At 69.0% G+C, this 17,143-nt stretch carries 16 protein-coding genes and 1 tRNA gene; 5 read left to right on the forward strand and 12 right to left on the reverse strand.

Annotation, left to right across the window (positions count from 1 at the left end; all coding sequences use genetic code 11):
* The 3 genes from PA27867_RS14125 to PA27867_RS14135 all read right to left on the reverse strand — a co-directional run bounded on the left by PA27867_RS14125 (position 1) and on the right by PA27867_RS14135 (position 1,671).
* The gene (locus PA27867_RS14125) at positions 1-537 is read right to left on the reverse strand and encodes a nucleoside deaminase (protein ID WP_066597356.1); all 537 of its coding nucleotides are present in this window, start codon (positions 535-537) and stop codon (positions 1-3) included.
* 46 nt (positions 538-583) lie between these two features.
* Positions 584-659, reverse strand: a tRNA-Thr gene (locus PA27867_RS14130).
* A 97-nt stretch (positions 660-756) separates the two neighbouring features.
* Entirely contained in the window at positions 757-1,671 is a 915-nt protein-coding gene (locus PA27867_RS14135) for a DsbA family protein (RefSeq protein WP_066597359.1), read from the reverse strand.
* Between the two features lie 285 nt (positions 1,672-1,956).
* Between PA27867_RS14135 and PA27867_RS14140 the strand changes: the two genes are divergently transcribed.
* Complete coding sequence (locus tag PA27867_RS14140; protein WP_066597361.1) at positions 1,957-3,054, forward strand: ABC transporter ATP-binding protein; 1,098 nt, start codon at positions 1,957-1,959, stop codon at positions 3,052-3,054.
* A gap of 166 nt (positions 3,055-3,220) precedes the next feature.
* The gene (locus PA27867_RS14145; RefSeq protein ID WP_066597362.1) at positions 3,221-4,525 is read left to right on the forward strand and encodes a DUF4032 domain-containing protein; all 1,305 of its coding nucleotides are present in this window, start codon (positions 3,221-3,223) and stop codon (positions 4,523-4,525) included.
* A 261-nt stretch (positions 4,526-4,786) separates the two neighbouring features.
* Here the strand turns inward: PA27867_RS14145 and rlmB are convergent, their stop codons facing one another.
* The 4 genes from rlmB to PA27867_RS14165 form a co-directional block, all read right to left on the reverse strand.
* A complete protein-coding gene (gene rlmB / locus PA27867_RS14150) occupies positions 4,787-5,887 on the reverse strand; it encodes a 23S rRNA (guanosine(2251)-2'-O)-methyltransferase RlmB (protein WP_066597363.1) in 1,101 nt (366 codons plus the stop codon).
* Complete coding sequence (cysS, locus tag PA27867_RS14155) at positions 5,887-7,302, reverse strand: cysteine--tRNA ligase (protein ID WP_066597365.1); 1,416 nt, start codon at positions 7,300-7,302, stop codon at positions 5,887-5,889. Before cysS ends, rlmB begins: the two co-directional genes overlap by 1 nt.
* Complete coding sequence (locus tag PA27867_RS14160) at positions 7,299-8,540, reverse strand: bifunctional 2-C-methyl-D-erythritol 4-phosphate cytidylyltransferase/2-C-methyl-D-erythritol 2,4-cyclodiphosphate synthase (RefSeq protein ID WP_066597367.1); 1,242 nt, start codon at positions 8,538-8,540, stop codon at positions 7,299-7,301. The genes cysS and PA27867_RS14160 overlap by 4 nt, the downstream gene beginning before the upstream one ends.
* Before the next feature lie 107 nt (positions 8,541-8,647).
* Complete coding sequence (locus PA27867_RS14165; protein ID WP_066597369.1) at positions 8,648-9,130, reverse strand: CarD family transcriptional regulator; 483 nt, start codon at positions 9,128-9,130, stop codon at positions 8,648-8,650.
* Positions 9,131-9,322: 192 nt separating this feature from the next.
* Between PA27867_RS14165 and PA27867_RS21090 the strand changes: the two genes are divergently transcribed.
* The gene (locus PA27867_RS21090; RefSeq protein ID WP_084021181.1) at positions 9,323-9,874 is read left to right on the forward strand and encodes a hypothetical protein; all 552 of its coding nucleotides are present in this window, start codon (positions 9,323-9,325) and stop codon (positions 9,872-9,874) included.
* Positions 9,875-10,033: 159 nt separating this feature from the next.
* Here the strand turns inward: PA27867_RS21090 and PA27867_RS14175 are convergent, their stop codons facing one another.
* A complete protein-coding gene (locus PA27867_RS14175; protein ID WP_066597376.1) occupies positions 10,034-10,714 on the reverse strand; it encodes a response regulator transcription factor in 681 nt (226 codons plus the stop codon).
* Entirely contained in the window at positions 10,711-11,865 is a 1,155-nt protein-coding gene (locus PA27867_RS14180) for a sensor histidine kinase (RefSeq protein ID WP_066597378.1), read from the reverse strand. Before PA27867_RS14180 ends, PA27867_RS14175 begins: the two co-directional genes overlap by 4 nt.
* A gap of 184 nt (positions 11,866-12,049) precedes the next feature.
* Here PA27867_RS14180 and phoU point away from each other — a divergent pair, with 184 nt between their 5' ends.
* Positions 12,050-12,712, forward strand: a complete 663-nt coding sequence (phoU, locus tag PA27867_RS14185) for a phosphate signaling complex protein PhoU (protein ID WP_066597379.1) — start codon at positions 12,050-12,052, stop codon at positions 12,710-12,712.
* A gap of 166 nt (positions 12,713-12,878) precedes the next feature.
* Here phoU and PA27867_RS14190 read toward each other — a convergent pair whose 3' ends face one another.
* Together PA27867_RS14190 and PA27867_RS14195 are read right to left on the reverse strand one after the other, a co-directional pair.
* On the reverse strand, positions 12,879-13,628 hold the full coding sequence (locus PA27867_RS14190) for a phosphoglyceromutase (protein ID WP_066597380.1): 750 nt from the start codon (positions 13,626-13,628) through the stop codon (positions 12,879-12,881).
* 76 nt (positions 13,629-13,704) lie between these two features.
* Complete coding sequence (locus tag PA27867_RS14195; RefSeq protein ID WP_066597382.1) at positions 13,705-14,886, reverse strand: YgfZ/GcvT domain-containing protein; 1,182 nt, start codon at positions 14,884-14,886, stop codon at positions 13,705-13,707.
* Between the two features lie 177 nt (positions 14,887-15,063).
* On the opposite strand from PA27867_RS14195, the gene PA27867_RS14200 reads away from it, so the two are divergent.
* Complete coding sequence (locus PA27867_RS14200; RefSeq protein ID WP_066597384.1) at positions 15,064-15,723, forward strand: Pr6Pr family membrane protein; 660 nt, start codon at positions 15,064-15,066, stop codon at positions 15,721-15,723.
* Between the two features lie 18 nt (positions 15,724-15,741).
* Here the strand turns inward: PA27867_RS14200 and PA27867_RS14205 are convergent, their stop codons facing one another.
* Positions 15,742-16,407, reverse strand: coding sequence for an FABP family protein (locus tag PA27867_RS14205; RefSeq protein WP_066597386.1), 666 nt, complete (start codon positions 16,405-16,407; stop codon positions 15,742-15,744).
* Positions 16,408-17,143 lie beyond the last annotated feature (736 nt).

Below are 17,143 nucleotides of genomic sequence, written 5' to 3' on the forward strand. Positions count from 1 at the left end.
CTAGCGGGCGTCCCAGAATCCCCGGTGCACCTCGGTCGCCTCCGCGACCAGCGCCGGGCCGGCCACGACCACGGTGCCGCCGCCGCGGGCGAAAACCTCGCGGCAGGGCAGGTCCAGCGTGGGCTCGCCGTCCTGGCTGGGCACCATGGCACCGAGGTCCTGCTCGGGCAGCGCGTAGGCGACCCGCCCGATCCCGGACCAGTAGATGGCGCCGGAGCACATCGCACAGGGTTCGGTGCTCGTGTACAGGGTGCTCGAGCGCAGCGCGGTCTTGTCCAGCCGGGCGCTGGCCAGGCGCACGAGGTTCGTCTCGGCGTGTCCGGTGGGATCGTTGCCGGTAACCACGCTGTTCTGGCTCTCGATGATGGTGCCGTCGGCGGTGACCAGGATGGCACCGAACGGGTGGTTGCCATTTGCGCGAGCCAGTGCCGCCACGGCGATCGCCCGCAGCAGGTGTGCCTCGTCGGCGGCCGAGATGCTCGTGGGCACCTGCGCGAAGGACCCCAGCGGGCTGACCTCGTCGAGTGGACTGGTCATTCCGCTCCTCGTCGCTGTTCTGCGAAGCCCGGGGAAACACGGGCAATGGGGCCGGCCACGGGACTTGAACCCGTAACCCCCACTTTACAAGAGTGGTGCGCTACCAATTGCGCCAGGCCGGCATGAGGCGCACGAAGCACCTCGAGCATTCATCCTAAATCACTCGGCACTCTCGTGCCGACCCATTCGGTCCCGCCGTCACCGGCCGGGCCGGTGCGGTCAGCCGGCCGGAGTGGGCGTGGGCGTCGGCGTGGCGGTGGAGTATGCCTCGCTGGCCGCCTGCAAGACGAACGCCGCGAACTCCTTCGGGTCGTCCAGGGCGCCCACGTACTGCTTGCCATTCACCAGCACGGTCGGGGTGCCGGTGATCGCCTCGAGGGAGGAGTTCGGGATCGGTCCGCTCAGGGCGCGATCAGTGGCATCCTGCACCCACGACTTGTACGTGGTCTCGTCGATGCAGGTGTTGATCTCGGACAGGCTCTTTGACACTCCCGAGCTCTTCACGAGAGCCTTGAGGTCGTCGTTGTTGAGGCCGGCGGTGCCCTCGACGGGCTGGTCGGCGAAGAGCGCGGCGTTGAAGGAAAGGAAGTCGTCCGGCGAGTAGTTCGCCACGCAGGCGGCGGCGTTGGCCGCACGCAGCGAGTACTGGGTGCCAGCGGATTTGCTGGTGAGGATCGAAATGGGGTGGACCTCGACCGTGGCTGCACCGGAGTCGACCCACTGCGAGATCTGGTCGGCGTTGGTGGTCTCGAACTGTCCGCAGAACGGGCACAGGTAGTCGATGTAGATGCGGATGTCGGCGACGTTGCCCGACGCATCCGGGGTGGAGGGAATCGGGTCGGCCTTGGGCTGCAGGGCCGGGGTGGTGACGGCGGTGAGGCCCTCGCCGACGAGCAGACCGTCACTGGCCATGTTGCGCGGGCCGGGGCCGTCGGGGCGCACCGAGTTGACGATGATCAGCACGATCACGGCGACGACCGCGATGGCGGCGATGGCGATGCCGCCCTGCAGGAACACCCGGTTACGACGGTCGCGCTTCTTCTGCTCGACTCGGAGTTGGGCGGCCTTGGTGCGTGCGGCGTCGCGTCGCTGATTCTTCGAGGGGCGAGGTTCGCCTGGGCCACCAGTTGTCATGGATGATCACTCCGAGTTGAGGGGGTGCGCTCGCGAATGCGCGCGATTGCACTCCAAATAGTAGGACCCCAGTCTGGGAATTAACCAACCGGGGCTTCACAGCGGCCTCTCTGGGGGTTCACCGGGGACACACTGGCGGCACTCCGGCAGCCGATTCAGGCGACGCTCACGCGGGACATGCCATACTAGGAAGGTCTTGCGCTGGTGCTACGTCAGCCGGACAGCAAATCCCATCACAACGGATCGTCCGGCACGTACCTGCCGGTGAAGGAGAATAACGAAATAATGGCTTCAGTAACCTTTGACAAGGCCACCCGCCTGTACCCGGGCTCCACCCGCCCCGCGGTCGACCACCTCGACCTGTCGGTCGCCGACGGCGAGTTCCTCGTCCTGGTCGGCCCCTCCGGCTGTGGCAAGTCCACGTCGCTCCGCATGCTCGCCGGCCTCGAAGAGGTCAACGACGGCGACATCTTCATCGGTGAGCGCAACGTCACCGACGTTCCCCCGAAGGACCGTGACATCGCCATGGTCTTCCAGAACTACGCGCTGTACCCGCACATGACCGTCGCCGAGAACATGGGCTTCGCGCTCAAGATCGCCGGCGTCAACAAGGACGAGCGCGCCGCCCGCGTTCTCGAGGCCGCCAAGCTCCTCGACCTCGAGCCCTACCTCAGCCGCAAGCCGAAGGCCCTCTCGGGTGGCCAGCGTCAGCGTGTTGCCATGGGTCGCGCCATCGTGCGTCAGCCCCAGGTGTTCCTCATGGACGAGCCGCTGTCGAACCTCGACGCCAAGCTGCGCGTTCAGACCCGCACCCAGATCGCGTCGCTGCAGCGTCGCCTGGGCGTCACCACGGTCTACGTCACCCACGACCAGACCGAGGCGCTCACCATGGGCGACCGCATCGCCGTGCTCAAGGATGGCGTCCTGCAGCAGGTCGGCACCCCCCGCGACCTGTACGCCAAGCCGAACAACGTCTTCGTTGCCGGCTTCATCGGCAGCCCGGCCATGAACCTGTTCCTGGCCGACGCCGTCGACGGTGGCATCAAGTTCGGCACCGCCACGGTCCCCGTGCAGCGCGACACCCTCGCCGGCGCCACCGGCAAGAAGGTCACCATCGGTGTCCGTCCCGAGGACATCCACCTGTCCACCACGTTCGGCGAGGGCCTCGCGGTCGACGTCGACCTGGTCGAGGAGCTCGGCGCCGACGGTTACCTGTACGGCCACTCCACCGTCGAGGGCAAGCGCACCGACATCGTCGCTCGCGTCGACGGCCGCTCGCACCCGTCCGCCGGTGAGACCGTCTACCTGACCCCGACGCCGAACCACCTGCACGTGTTCGACGCCGAGTCCGGTGCCCGTCTCGGCGGCGCCGTCAGCGACTAAGCACCATCACGACAAACTCGACCGCCGGTACTTTTCGGCGGTCGAGTTTGTCGTATCGGCGCCTGTTCCCCGTGGACGGCGCCGCAGCACATCCCGCGCCTTGTGAGCCCACCCCGGCCGAGGCCACCCGCGGGGCTTCACCGCCCTGCCGACAGTTAGGCGCTTCATGAGCGGTTCCTTGAACATCACCTCGGCAACGGCCGATCCGGCCCTGCTCGACCTGCCCTGGCACCTGCCGCTGGATGCGTGGCCGAACGAGAACATCGCCTCACTGCCCAAGGGCCTCTCCCGCCACCTCGTACGATTCGCCCACCTGAGCGGACGCGTCGTGGCCATCAAGGAGACCACCAGCGAGATGGCCAAGCGGGAGTACGACATGCTCCGCACCCTCCAGAGCCTCGAGATCCCCTGCGTCGAACCGCTCGCGGTGATCACCAACCGCACCGACGAAGACGGCGACCCGCTCAACTCGGTCCTCGTCACCCGGCACCTCAAGTTCTCGCTGCCCTACCGGGCGCTGTACTCGCAGGCCCTCCGCCCCGACACGGCCACCCGCCTCGTCGACGCCCTCGCCCTGCTCCTCGTGCGCGTGCACATGGTCGGCCTGTTCTGGGGCGACGTGTCGCTGTCCAACACCCTCTTCCGCCGCGACGCCGGCGCGTTCGCCGCGTACCTCGTCGACGCGGAGACCGGGCAGCTCTATCCGGGCGGCCTCTCCAACGGCCAGCGCGAGAACGACCTCGAAATCGCCCGCGTCAACATCGCCGGCGAGCTGATGGACCTCGAGGCCGGCGGCCGGGTCGCCAACGAACTCGACCCCATCATCGTCAGCAACGGCATCGTCGCCGCCTACCGGCTGCTCTGGAAGGAGCTCACCGGGTCGGAGTCGTTCGCGAGCAGCGAGCGCTGGCGCATCACGGAGCGCGTCGAGCGCCTCAACCACCTGGGCTTCGACATCGAGGAACTGGCCATCAAGACCGATGAGACCGGAACGACGGTGCGCATCCAGCCCAAGGTCGTCGACGCGGGCCACCACCAGCGCCGCCTGCTGCGCCTCACCGGCCTCGACGCCGAGGAGAACCAGGCCCGCCGTCTACTCAACGACCTCGACTCCTACGGTGTCGCCTACGGCAACCCCGACGCCGACGAGGAGATGATGGCGCACGAGTGGCTGGTGCGGGTGTTCGAACCCGTCGTGCGTGCCATCCCGCGTGAGCTCAAGGGCAAGCTCGAGCCCGCCGAGGTGTTCCACCAGCTGCTCGACCACCGCTGGTACATGGCGCAGAACGCCAGCCGGGATATCCCGCTGGCCGAGGCCGTAACCTCGTACGTGCAGGATGTGCTGCGGCACCGTCGCGACGAGGCCACCGTCATCGATCCGCCCACCACGCCGATCAGCCTCCCCGACCTCGAAGCCGAAGGCATCGACGCCGACGAGGCCGAGGCCGACGACTGGCGTCTGAACGTCTGACCGCCGGCCCCGACCGCCCGCGCGGACGGTGATGTCATTCACATCGACCGCCGCGCCCCTCGGCACCCTGCCCCCGCACTGGGTGGCCCAAATTCGCTAGTCCGGGGACGCATCCGACTAGCAATAATGGGCCAGTCACGGCTGGAGGCCGGGTTGGTCGTGCCGATGCAGCACGCGGCCATCTTCTCCGGTGGCCAGGAAAAAACGGCGCAGACCAACCCAGCGGGATGATCTGCGCCGTTTCGGGTGCAGGGCGGGCTGTTACGCCTGCGCGGCGGCCGCCTTCGCGACCTTCGCTGCAAGAGCGTCCGCGCGCAGCTTGGAGATCTCATACAGGGTGACGCCGGCGGCGATTCCGGCGTTCAGCGACTCGGTGTTCGCGTTGATCGGGATCGAGACGATGGCGTCGCAGGTCTCGGTGACGAGGCGGGACAGGCCCTTGCCCTCGCTGCCGACGACCACGACGATGGGGCGCTCCGCGTAGCCGAGGCCGAGCTCGGGCAGCTGCGTGTCGCCGCCGCCGTCGAGGCCGATCACGAGCATGCCGCGTTCCTTGAGCGCCTTGAGCGTCTGGGTGAGGTTGCTCGCCATGGCGACGGGCAGGCGCGCGGCCGCACCGGCCGAGGTCTTCCACGCCGACGCGGTGACGCCCACCGAGCGACGCTGCGGCACGATGACGCCGTGGCCGCCGAACGCGGCGGTGGAGCGGATGATCGCACCGAGGTTGCGCGGGTCGGTGATGCCGTCGAGGGCCACGAACAGCGGCTTGTGGCCGCGGCTGATGGTGAGGTCGAGCAGCTCCACCGGGTGCGCGTACTCGTACGCGGGCACCTTGAGCGCGAGGCCCTGGTGCACGGCGTCCTTGCCCGAGAGCCGGTCGATCTCGGGGCGCATGACCTCGAGCACCGGGATGTTGCGGGTCGTCGCGAGCTTGAGGACTTCCTTGACCCGGTCATCCATTTCGATGCGCGTGGCCACGTAGAGCGCCGACGCGGGGATCTTGGCGCGCAGGGCCTCGAGCACCGAGTTGCGGCCGGTGACGACCTCGAACTCGGCCTCGGACTTGGCCTTGCGGGTGGAGGAGCCGCCGCCGCCGGTGTTGCCGGTGCCGGTGTTGCGGCCCGAGCGCGGGGCGCCGGAGCCGGAGCCGCCGGGTGCGCGGCTGCGTCCGCCGCCGGCCGCGGCGAAGCGGTCCTTGGCGGCCTTGGCCTTGCCGGCGGGGTGGTACGGCCGGTCTTCGGCCTTGGGGGTGGGCTTCTTGCCCTCGAGGGCCTGACGGCCCTGTCCGCCGGAGCCGACCTGCGGTCCCCTGCTGCCCTTGCGCACCGCGCCGGTGCGCGACTTGCGGTCTGTGTTCTTCATCAGTCAAAACTCCAATGTGCACCCGACGGGGTGTCTTCGATGGTTATGCCGGCGGCGACGAGCTCGTCCCGGATACGGTCTGCGGCCGCGTAATCGCGGCTCTGCCTGGCGGTCTCCCGGTCGTCGAGCAGGCGCTCGACGAGGGCGGTGAGGGCCACCATGGCGGGTTCGTCTGTCGCAACGGCCCAGCCGGGCGACAGGGGGTTGATGCCGAGGACCTCGCTCATCGCGAGCACCTGGCCGCGGGCGGTCGCCGCGGCGTGCAGGTCTTCGGCGTCGAGGGCCGCGTTGCCGGCGCGCACGGTGTCGTGCAGCACGCCGAGCGCCTGCGGTACCGCGAGGTCGTCGTCCATGGCCTCGGCGAAGGCATCCGGAACGATCTCGACGCCGGAGCCGGCGAAGCGGGTGTCGGCCAGGCGCCGGTCGGCGCGGTCGAGGAAGCTCTCGATGCGTTCGAGGGCGGCCTCGGCCTCGGCGAGGGATCCCTCGTGGAAGTCGAGGGTGGAGCGGTAGTGCGCGGCACCGAGGTAGTACCGCACCACGATGGGGCGGGCCTGGTCGAGCAGTTCGGCCGCGTAGACCGAGTTGCCCAGCGACTTGGACATCTTCTGGCCGTTGGTGTTGACCAGGCCGTTGTGCACCCAGTAGTTGGCGAACGCGTCGCCGGCCGCGGTGGACTGCGCGAGCTCGTTCTCGTGGTGCGGGAAGCGCAGGTCGAGACCGCCGCCGTGGATGTCGAAGTGCGGGCCGAGGTAGCGGGCCGACATGGCGGAGCATTCGATGTGCCAGCCGGGCCGGCCGGAACCCCACGGGGACGCCCAGGCGGCCGAGGAGGGCTCACCCTCCTTGTGGCCCTTCCAGAGGGCGAAGTCGCGGGCGTCGCGCTTGCCGCGTGGGTCGGCGTCGGCGGCGGCTTCCATGTTGTCGGGATTCTGCCGGGTGAGTTCGCCGTAGGCGGGCCAGCTCTGGGTGTCGAAATACACGTCGCCGGACTCGTCCGCGGCCGGGTAGGCGTGGCCGGCATCGACGAGCCGGCCGATGATGTTCTGCATCTCCTGCACGCTCGCTGTCGCGCGCGGCTCGTAGGTGGGGGCCAGGATGCCGAGCTTCTGGTAGCCCGCGGTGAATTCCAGTTCGTAGCGGTAGGCCAGCGCCCACCACTGCTCGGTGGTGCCCTGGGCGTTCAGCAGGATCTTGTCGTCGATGTCGGTGACGTTACGGACGAAGGTGACGTCGTTGCCGCGGTAGCTGAGCCAGCGGCGCAGCTGGTCGTAGACCAGGGCGCTGCGCAGGTGACCGATGTGAGGGGACGATTGCACGGTGGGTCCGCAGACGTAGATACCCACCTGGCCGGGGACGATCGGCAGGAAATCGCGAAGGGCCTGGGCCTTCGAGTCGTATAGTCGCATGCTCACTGGCCCAGTTTAGGCGAGGGCCGGTAAATGCTCGGGTAGATGACCGCCGTGGCCAGCGCGGCGATGCCCTCGCCGCGCCCGGTGAAGCCGAGCGCGTCGGTGGTGGTGGCCGCTACGGACACCGGGGCGTGCAGGATGCCGCTGAGCAACTCCTCGGCTTCGGCCCGCCTCGGGGCGAGCTTGGGCCGGTTGCCGATGATCTGCACGGTGACATTGCCGACCTGGTACCCGGCCTCGTCGATCAGGCGCAGGGTCTCGCCGAGGAAGACCTCGCCGTGGGCGTCGGTGAGGCGGGGGTCGGCGGTGCCGAACACCTGGCCGATGTCGCCCAGGCCCGCGGCGGCGAGCAGGGCGTCGCAGATGGCGTGCACGGCGGCGTCCCCGTCGCTGTGCCCGGACAGGCCCCGCTCCCCCGGCCAGTGCAGGCCGGCCAGCCACAGGGCGCTGGTGTCGTCGAAGGCGTGCACGTCCAGGCCGGTGCCCACGCGCGGCAGAGCGGCGGGGGCCGGCTCGTTCTCGCCGAGCAGCAGTTCGGCGCGGCGGAGGTCCCAGGCGGTGGTGACCTTGAACGCCAGCGGGTCGCCGGGGATCATGGTGACGGGGTTGCCGGCCGCGGCGACGAGCGCCGCGTCGTCGGTGAGGTCTTGCGCGGCGGCATCCGTGCCCGGCAGGCCGGCGGCCCAGGCGAACGCGGCGTCGAGCATGGCACGGGGAAAGCCCTGCGGGGTCTGGACGGCCGACAGCAGCGACCGGTCGACGGTGCCCTGGATGGTGGCGTCGGCGGTGACGCTCTTGATGGTGTCGACCACGGGCAGTCCGGGCACGATGCCGTGGCCGGCCGCGCGCACCGCGGCGACGACGGCCGCGATGAGGCTGCTCGGGGTGAGCGCCCGGGCGGCGTCGTGCACGAGGACGACGCTGACGCCGGCGCGCACGGCGGCGAGCCCGCGGGCCACCGAGGCCTGGCGGGTGTCGCCGCCGGCCACGACGTCGAGGAATCCGGCGGCGGGCCCGGCCACGCGGGCGGCGATGCTGCGGGCCTCGTCGAGCTGGGCGTCGGGCGCCACGACGATCACCTGTGCGGGCTCGTCCAGGCCGAACACCCCGGTGAGGGCGTGTTCGAGGATGCTGTGCGCGCCGAGCGGCACGAACGCCTTGGGCTGGTCGCGGCCGAGCCGGCTGCCGCTGCCGGCGGCGACGACGATGACCGCGACGGCGGGAACCGGTAATTCAGTCATGTCTGGAGGCTATCTGGTGGGGCGCGGTGAGGCGGAGCGAAAAAGGTGGGGCCGAACATGCGACAGGCGGCACCGGTGGGCGCCGCCTGTCAGGGAACAGGGTGGGGTTACGAGGCGAGCACCTCGTCGAGCACGGTTGAGGCCTTCTCCTCGTCGGTCTTCTCGGCCAGAGCCAGTTCGGAGATGAGGATCTGCCGCGCCTTCGCGAGCATCCGCTTCTCTCCGGCGGACAGGCCGCGGTCCTGGTCGCGGCGCCACAGGTCGCGCACGACCTCGGACACCTTGATCACGTCGCCGCTGGCGAGCTTCTCGAGGTTGGCCTTGTACCGCCGTGACCAGTTGGTGGGTTCCTCGGTGAACGGGGCGCGCAGGACTTCGAAGACCTTGTCGAGGCCGTCCTGCCCGATGACGTCGCGAACGCCGACGAGGTCGACGTTCTCCGCCGGAACCTCGATGGTGAGGTCCCCCTGGGTGACATTGAGCTTCAAATACAGTTTTTCTTCACCCTTGATGATGCGAGTTTTCACCTCGGTGATCGTCGCAGCGCCGTGGTGGGGATAAACGACCGTTTCGCCGACTTCAAATAACATGTATTGATATCCCTTCAGCAACGTCTATGATACCACCCCACTCCGACACCCTCCGGAGAGCCCGATGAGCCTGGGGAGACGACGCGCCCGGGCGGGACGCATCCGTAAGGTAAACTCAACGGAAATCTGCAGCGTTCACGCCACTTCGGCTGAACGCTGAACTCTTGTGGAGGTCTTGTGAGAGCGCGAACCATGGCAACCGTCGTTGTGGCGGCCGGAATCCTGTTGGGAACGACCGGATGCAATCTGTACGCTCCCCAGGCGACGACGATCCACTACGACGCGAGCGACGGCGTGAGCGGCAACCTGGGCGACCTGGCCATCCGCAACGCGATCCTGCTCACCGATGACGGTGAGAACGCCAACCTGCTCGTGCACGTGGTGAACAAGAGCGCCAAGTCCGTCAACCTGCTCGTCCAGTACGAGGGCACCGACGAGAAGGTCACCCAGAGGGTGACCATCGACCCCAACGCCACCACCGAGATCGGCGTGCCCGGCGGAGAGAATGTGGGCGTGCAGAGCCTCAACGCCTCGGCAGGCTCGCTGTTCCCGGTGTTCTTCCAGTACGGCGACCTCACCGGCATCGAGCTGCTCGTTCCCGTTCTCGACGGCACGCTCGACGCGTACTCCACGCTGGTGCCCACCCCCACCCCCACCGTGGTGCCGACGTCGACGCCCGGCGTCACCGAGACGCCCACGGATGCCCCCACCACGACGCCGGAACCCACCACCGCGCCGGAGTAGCCCGCTCGAGTTGCAGCAGAATGCCCCCTGGCCGCGCGCCAGGGGGCATTTTTGCACCTCTCGACAGGACGACATCCGCCCAGATACGACAGAGTCCCCCTCCGGACGTGCTGAAGGGGGACCTTGCGGCAACTCAGGGCGGCCGGAGCCTGTTGTGGGTCAGGCCTCGAAGCGGTAGCCGAGCCCGCGCACGGTGACGAGCATCGTGGGCTCGGACGGGGTCACCTCGATGCGCGAACGGATGCGCTTGATGTGCACGTCGAGGGTCTTGGTGTCGCCGAAGTAGTCGGTTCCCCAGACCCGGTCGATCAGCTGGCCACGGGTGAGCACCCGGCCGGCATTGCGGAGCAGGAACTCGAGCAGCTCGAATTCCTTCAGCGGCATGTTCACCACGGCGCCGGAGACCGACACGGTGTGCCGCTCCAGGTCCATCCGCACGGTGCCGGCCGTCAGCACGCTGTCGTCGGCGTCGGCCGGGTCGGTGTGCCGACGCGAAACGGCGCGGATGCGCGCCAGCAGTTCCCGGGTCGAGTACGGCTTGGTGACGTAGTCGTCCGCCCCCAGCTCGAGCCCCACGACGATGTCCACCTCGGAGTCCTTGGCGGTGAGCATGATGATCGGCACGGCTGAGCGGGTGCGGATCTCGCGGCACACCTCGGTGCCGGGGATCCCGGGCAGCATCAGGTCGAGCAGCACCAGGTCGGCGCCGGCACGGTCGAACTCGGCCAGGGCGCTCGGGCCGTCCTCGGCAACGGCCACCTCGTAGCCCTCCCGTTCGAGCAGGAAGCTCAGCGGCTCGCTCAGCGCCTGCTCGTCTTCAACAAGAAGGATTCGGGTCATGGGGTGTCTCCTGTCGCCGCTGGAGCGGGGTGGGTGGCCTCGGGGAGGCGGATGGTGAAGGTCGAGCCGCTGCCGGGTTGGGACCAGACGCGGATGTCACCGCCGTGGATCTGCACCACGTGCTTGACGATGGACAGGCCCAGCCCGGTTCCGCCGGTGTTGCGGGAGCGGGCTTGGTCGACGCGGAAGAACCGTTCGAAGATGCGGTCGAGGTCGCTCTCCGGGATGCCGACGCCCTGGTCGGTGACGGTGACCTCGATCACGCCGTCGGTGACGCGGGCGCCCACACCGACCCGGGACCCGGGAGTCGAGTAGTGCACGGCGTTGGCCACCAGGTTGTGCACGGCCATCACGAGCAGGCGTTCGTCGCCGTACACCTGGGCGCGGCACTTCTTCCCCACTGCGATGGTGATGCGGTCGGCGTCGGCAACGACCCGGTTCTGGTCGACGCCCGCGGCCACGATGTCGTCGATGTCGAGCAGCTCGGGCTGCCGCAGCGCATCCTGGGCCTGCAGCCGGGACAGTTCGATAATCTCCTGGGTGAGCCGGGCCAGCCGGCCGGCCTCGGTGGTGAGCCGGTCGGCGAAGCGGCGCACCTGCACGGGCTCGTCCGCCGCATGCCCAAGGGCCTCGGCGAGCAGACCCACCGCGGCGATCGGGGTCTTCAGCTCATGGCTGATGTTGGCCACGAAGTCGCGGCGAACCTCGTCGAGCCGGAACGCCTCGGTGCGGTCCTCGGCCAGCAGCAGCACGTAACGAGAGCCCAGCCGGGCCAGGCGCACCCTGAGGTGCATGCTCGCGTCACCGAACGGGCCGCGGGAGAGCACGAGGTCTTCCGACACCGATTCGCCCGTGCGACGCACACCGCGGGCCAGTTCGAGGAGCTCCGGATGGGCCAGTTGCTGGTTCACCACGATGCCCATGGCCAGCGCGCCCGGAGAAGTCTTGATGACGTTGTTGGACGGGTCGAGCACCACGCCGGCGCTGTCGAGGGCGTCGAGAACCTGGTCGATGCCGTCGGGGACAGCGGGGTTGACCACTTCGGCAGCCCGTTTGCCGTGCCGCTCGGCCACATTGATGAGAGTCACGAACCCTCCACCGACGGTGAGGCCCAGTGCCAGGGACAGCAACACGAGCCACGTCGATTCCATTTCACCAGATTAGTGACTCTTGCACAGGGCTTTCGCAGCAGCAAGGGTGAGCACACGCTACTTTAGGAACTGTTCAATCGTGCGGCACCTGCCGTTAACCTGCGTTCGCCAGTATTGGCCGGGGGCCAGGCGGGTCTCATGCGTTCGCGCGCTTTGGCGCGACCAGGAAGGACCACACAAACACATGCGTGAAGTATTTCAGCAAGAGCTCGCCGAGGTGCAGGATCGTCTCGCCGAGATCGCGCGCCTCGTGGCCATCTCGATCGAGAAGGCCACCCACGCTTTCAACAAGTCGGATGTGGCGCTGGCCGAAGAGGTCATCGCCGACGACGACAAGATCGACGCCCTCACCGTAGAACTCGATGAGCTGGCCATCACCATCCTCGCCCGTCAGCAGCCGGTCGCCCGCGACCTGCGCATCGTGGTGAGCGCCCTGCGCATCAGCGCCTCGCTCGAGCGGATGGGCGACATGTCCACGCACATCTCCCAGCTGGCCAGGTACCGGTTCCCCGACAAGGTGATCCCCAAGAGCCTGCGCCCGACGTTCGCCGAGATGGGCGCGCTCGACGTGAAGATCGCGAAGATGCTCGCCGAGCTGCTCACCACGGAGGACATGCAGCTGGCCGAGGCGATCCGCAACGAGGACGACAAGGTCGATGCGCTGCACCTGAGCGTGTTCGACGCCGTGCTCGGCGAGACCTGGAAGGGCCAGGCCGCCGACACCGTCGACGCCACCCTGGCCAGCCGGTACCACGAGCGGTTCGCCGACCACGCGGTGTCGATCGCCAAGAAGGTGCAGTACCTGGGCACCGGCGACTGGCAGCAGCCGGCGTCGACCGAGGCCTAGATCTCGACAAGCCGCTGGTCTCGACCTGCACGCTGGCCGAGCTTGTCGAGACCTCGTGAGGGATCTCGACAAGCTCGATCACCGGTTCGGCTCGATCACCGCTTCGGCTCGATCAACGACAAAAGCCCCCGTCTTGCGACGGGGGCTTTTCTTGTGGGGTCTGGGGTTACTTCTTGCCCTGCGCGGCGACCGCTGCGGCGCCGGCCGCTGCGGCGGCGGGGTCGAGGTACTCGCCCGCACCGATGGGCTTGAGGTCTTCGTCGAGACGGTAGACCAGCGGGATGCCGGTGGGGATGTTCAGCTCGGCGATGTCGGCGTCGGAGATGCCGTCGAGGTGCTTGACCAGCGCGCGCAGGGAGTTACCGTGCGCGGTGACGAGAACGGTCTTTCCGGTGCGGAGGTCAGCGGCGATGTCGGACTCCCAGTAGGGCAGCATCCGTGCGATGACGTCCTTGAGGCTCTCGGTGCGGGGCACGTCGTCGCCGAGGTCGGCGTAACGGGCGTCGCCCACCTGGGACCACTCGGAGGAGTCGTCGAGCAGGGGCGGCGGCACGTCGAACGAACGACGCCAGGTCTGGAACTGCTCGGGACCGTACTTGGCCAGCGTCTCGGCCTTGTCCAGGCCCTGCAGGGCGCCGTAGTGGCGCTCGTTGAGGCGCCAGGAGCGCTTGACGTCGATCCACAGACGGTCGGCCTCTTCGAGGGCGATGTCGGCGGTCTGGATCGCGCGGGTAAGGCGCGAGGTGTGCAGGATGTCGGGCAGCAGGCCCGACTCGGCCAGCAGTTCGCCGGCGCGCAGCGCTTCGGCCCGGCCCTGGTCGCTCAGACGCACATCCACCCAACCGGTGAAGAGGTTTTGCTGGTTCCAGGTGCTGTTGCCGTGGCGGAGGAGGATGAGGGTATAAGGAGCAGACATGCTCCAACTCTAGCGAGCGGTCCGCCGCCCTGCCGCACCCGGCGGCGTGACGAAAGTCCCGCCGGATGCCGCCCGCTCAGCCGCGGGGAGCCCGCACGCCCAGCCGGGGCAGCCGGGGAATCTCGGCGACGGAGCCGGCCGATTCGGGCACGATGACCTCCTGGCTGGCGGTGATCGAGAGGCCCTGCGAGAGCACGTGCAGCGTCACCGTGCCGGGCACGGTGCGCTTGATCACGGCGAGCGCGATCGGACCGAGCTCGTAGTGGATGGCGCTGGAGGTGATGGTGCCCACGGTGCGACGCTCGGGCTCGCCGCCGGCGACGAACCGGTCGCCCTGCACCTCGTCGCCGTGGGCGGGCAGCACGGAGTCGGAGCCGTCGAGGTGCAACAGCACCAGCCGGCGGGGCGGGTGGCCGAGGTTGTGCACCTTGGCGATGGTCTCCTGGCCTCGGTAGCAGCCCTTGTTGAGGTGCACGGCGGTGCGCAGCCAGTCCAGTTCGTGCGGGATGGTGCGCTCGTCGGCGTCGAGGGCACCGCGCGGCCGCCAGGCGGCGATGCGCAGCGCCTCCAGGGCCAGCAGACCGGCGGCGGCCACGGTACCGGCCGCCACGGCGTCGCGGAGGGCCGGCAGCGCCGACCGGTCGATGAGCACCTCGCTCCACTGCCAGGCCGCGCCGGGGTGGCCGGTCTCGGCGGCGTACTGCCAGCCGCCCGGGGTCACGGCGTTCCAGGGGTCGTGCCAAACGAGCGGCACCCCGTTCGGGCTCGCGGGGGTGAGCGCCACGGCGGCCGGGTCGGCGGCCATGGTGCCGATGGTGGCGTAGGCGAGGGTGTGGTCGACGACCTGCACCCGCAGGGTGAAGCGCATCCGGTCGAGCCAGGCGTGCAGGCCGGGCAGCTCGGCGGCCTCGACAAGCAGCCAGCTCTCGACGCCGTCGTCGACAAGCGCGATGGCGTACTCAAGGTGCCCGGATGGGTCGAGCAGCAGAGTCTCGGTGGACTGGCCGGGGGTGAGCCCGCGCAGCTCCTGGCTGGACATGGAGTTCAGCCAAGTGAGCCGGTCGGGGCCGGAGATGGAGAGCACACCGCGGTGGGACAGGTCGACGACGGCAGTGCCGCCCAACAGCCGACGCTGTTCGGCGTTCGGTCCGCCGTAGTGCGCGGCCACGCCGGCGTCAATGCCCTCGGCTCCGACGGCACCGTCCAGGCTCAGCAGCGGTGAGGCTGCGGCGGGTACGGACGGGGCGGCGGTGCTCATCGGGTCTCCTTCATAACGGCGTCTACAACGGCGTTGGGTGGCGGGCACTCGATCCGGCGCCTCGATGCGGGAGGGTCGACAGCGGGAACACGAGGCCCATATGCTAACCCAACGGGCTGTGCGGCATCGGGTATTCCCGCCCGGCGGCCGGAACCCGTGAGACAGCGAAAGTCACCGATGACACTTCCCGCCCGTTACGTCGCGGCCCTCCGCCTGCTCGCGGCGCTGACCACGGTGGTCGCGGTGGCCGCCACGTTCCTGGACACGGCCGGGCGCGGCACGGTGAACCCGTTCAACTTCTTCGGCTTCTTCACCATCCAGGGCAATATCCTCGCGGCCGTCGTGCTGGGCGTCACCGCCGTGCTCGGCCTGCGGGGCCGGCGGGTGTCCCCCGGCCTGGAACTGGCCCGCGCGGCGACCACGGCCTACATAATCGTGGTCGGGCTCGTCTACAACACCCTGTTGACCGGCCTCACCGGCGGGGTCACGCTGCCGTGGGCCAACACCATGCTGCACGTGGTGTTCCCGCTGTATTGCTTGGTGGACTGGCTGCTCGTAGCCGACCGGGGCGCCCAGCCGTGGCGGCGGCTCTGGACGGTGCTGGTCTACCCGGTGCTCTGGACCACTGTGGTGTTGCTGCGCGGGGCGACGGATGGCTGGGTGCCGTACCCGTTCCTCAGCCCGACCATGGGGTACGGCTCGGTCTTCGGCTACGTGCTGCTGATCGCGGTGGCCTTCATCGCCGCGGGCGCGGCAGTGTTCGGCCTGAGCCGGGTGCGCATCCTCACGGTGCCGCCGGCGGCCGAAACGCCCGGGCCGGGCTGGCGGGCTGCCTAGTCCGGTCTGGCGGTCTGCCTAGGAGGACGCCCGGCTGAGCCGGCCGGAGGCGTGCGTGCGCAGGTCCTGGCCGAGGGCGGCGATGTCCCACGCCCAGAGCAGGTGGCTGTCGACCAGGCCGTAGAGCCGGGTCGCAGCCGCGTACGGCTTGGCGCCGCTGGTCTGCACGATCGCGTCGGTGGCGAGGTCGATCCGGGGGCCCTTGACCTGGCCGAGGTAGAGCTCCAGGGTTCCGCCGGGATGCACGAGGCTCACCTCGATGTCGAAGCCGCCGTCGGTGTTCCGCAGGGTCTCCACCGCCTCGGCGGTCTGGAACGGGGCGGGGCCGACGCCGGGGAGCAGGCCAGGGCCCGCATCGCCGGCTTGCTGCGGACGGCTGAGCCGCCAGTACCCGGTCTCGGTCACCAGTGGGATCGGGGTCGCGGCTTCTACGGGCTCACCGGTGGCGCCGTCTGAGTCGGGCGCTGACGCATCCGTCGCCGGGGTCTCGGGCTCGAGCCAGGTGTAAGAGCTGTAGTTGAGGTGCGGCAGGCCGTCATGGCTGAAGCTGATGCGCTGCCCGAACTCGCGGGTGACGGTTTCGCCGTCGACCGTGTAGTCGAGGATTCCCGATCCTTCCCAAACCCCGATCAACCACGACAGGGGGACGAGCTCGGACGGCAAGCCGACCGGAAGTTCGTACACGTTACCGCTGGCCGCGGAACAGCTTGAACAGCACGACGCCGGAGACCCAGGCGATCGACAGGCTGGCCAGCGCGAGGAGGCCCAGGAACAGGATTTCGAGTGCGAGCGTTGACATGCCCCAACTCTAGCCTCTGACGGGCGCGGCAGGCCCGAATCGGGCGGAGAGTCTGTGGTGCGGTGGCTTCGCGGCCTCACGGGATCTCGACAGGCTCGATCAACGCGTTGGGACGACCCGTGCGTGAGCCGACCTACGGGTCGTTCCCGCCTCGGCGGTCGAGCTTGTCGAGACCTGGTGACGGGCAGTGATGGGGGCCGGACCTCGACAGGCTCGATCAGCGCATGGTTGCGGGATCTCGACAGGCTCGATCAACGCATGGGGGAGGGATCTGGACAGGCTCGATCAACGCGTTGGGACGACCCGTGCGTGAGCCGACCTACGGGTCGTTCCCGCCTCGGCGGTCGAGCTTGTCGAGACCTGGTGACGGGCAGTGATGGGGGCCGGATCTCGACAGGCTCGATCAACGCATGGGGGCGGGATCTCGACAGGCTCGATCAACGCATGGTTGCGGGATCTCGACAGGCTCGATCAACGCGTTGGGACGACCCGTGCGTGAGCCGACCTACGGGTCGTTCCCGCCTCGGCGGTCGAGCTTGTCGAGACCTGGTGACGGGCAGTGATGGGGGCCGGATCTCGACAGGCTCGATCAGCGTGGGGTTGCCGGATCTCGACAGGCTC

This window comes from Cryobacterium arcticum (assembly GCF_001679725.1).
GTDB classification, from domain to species: Bacteria; Actinomycetota; Actinomycetes; order Actinomycetales; family Microbacteriaceae; genus Cryobacterium; species Cryobacterium arcticum_A.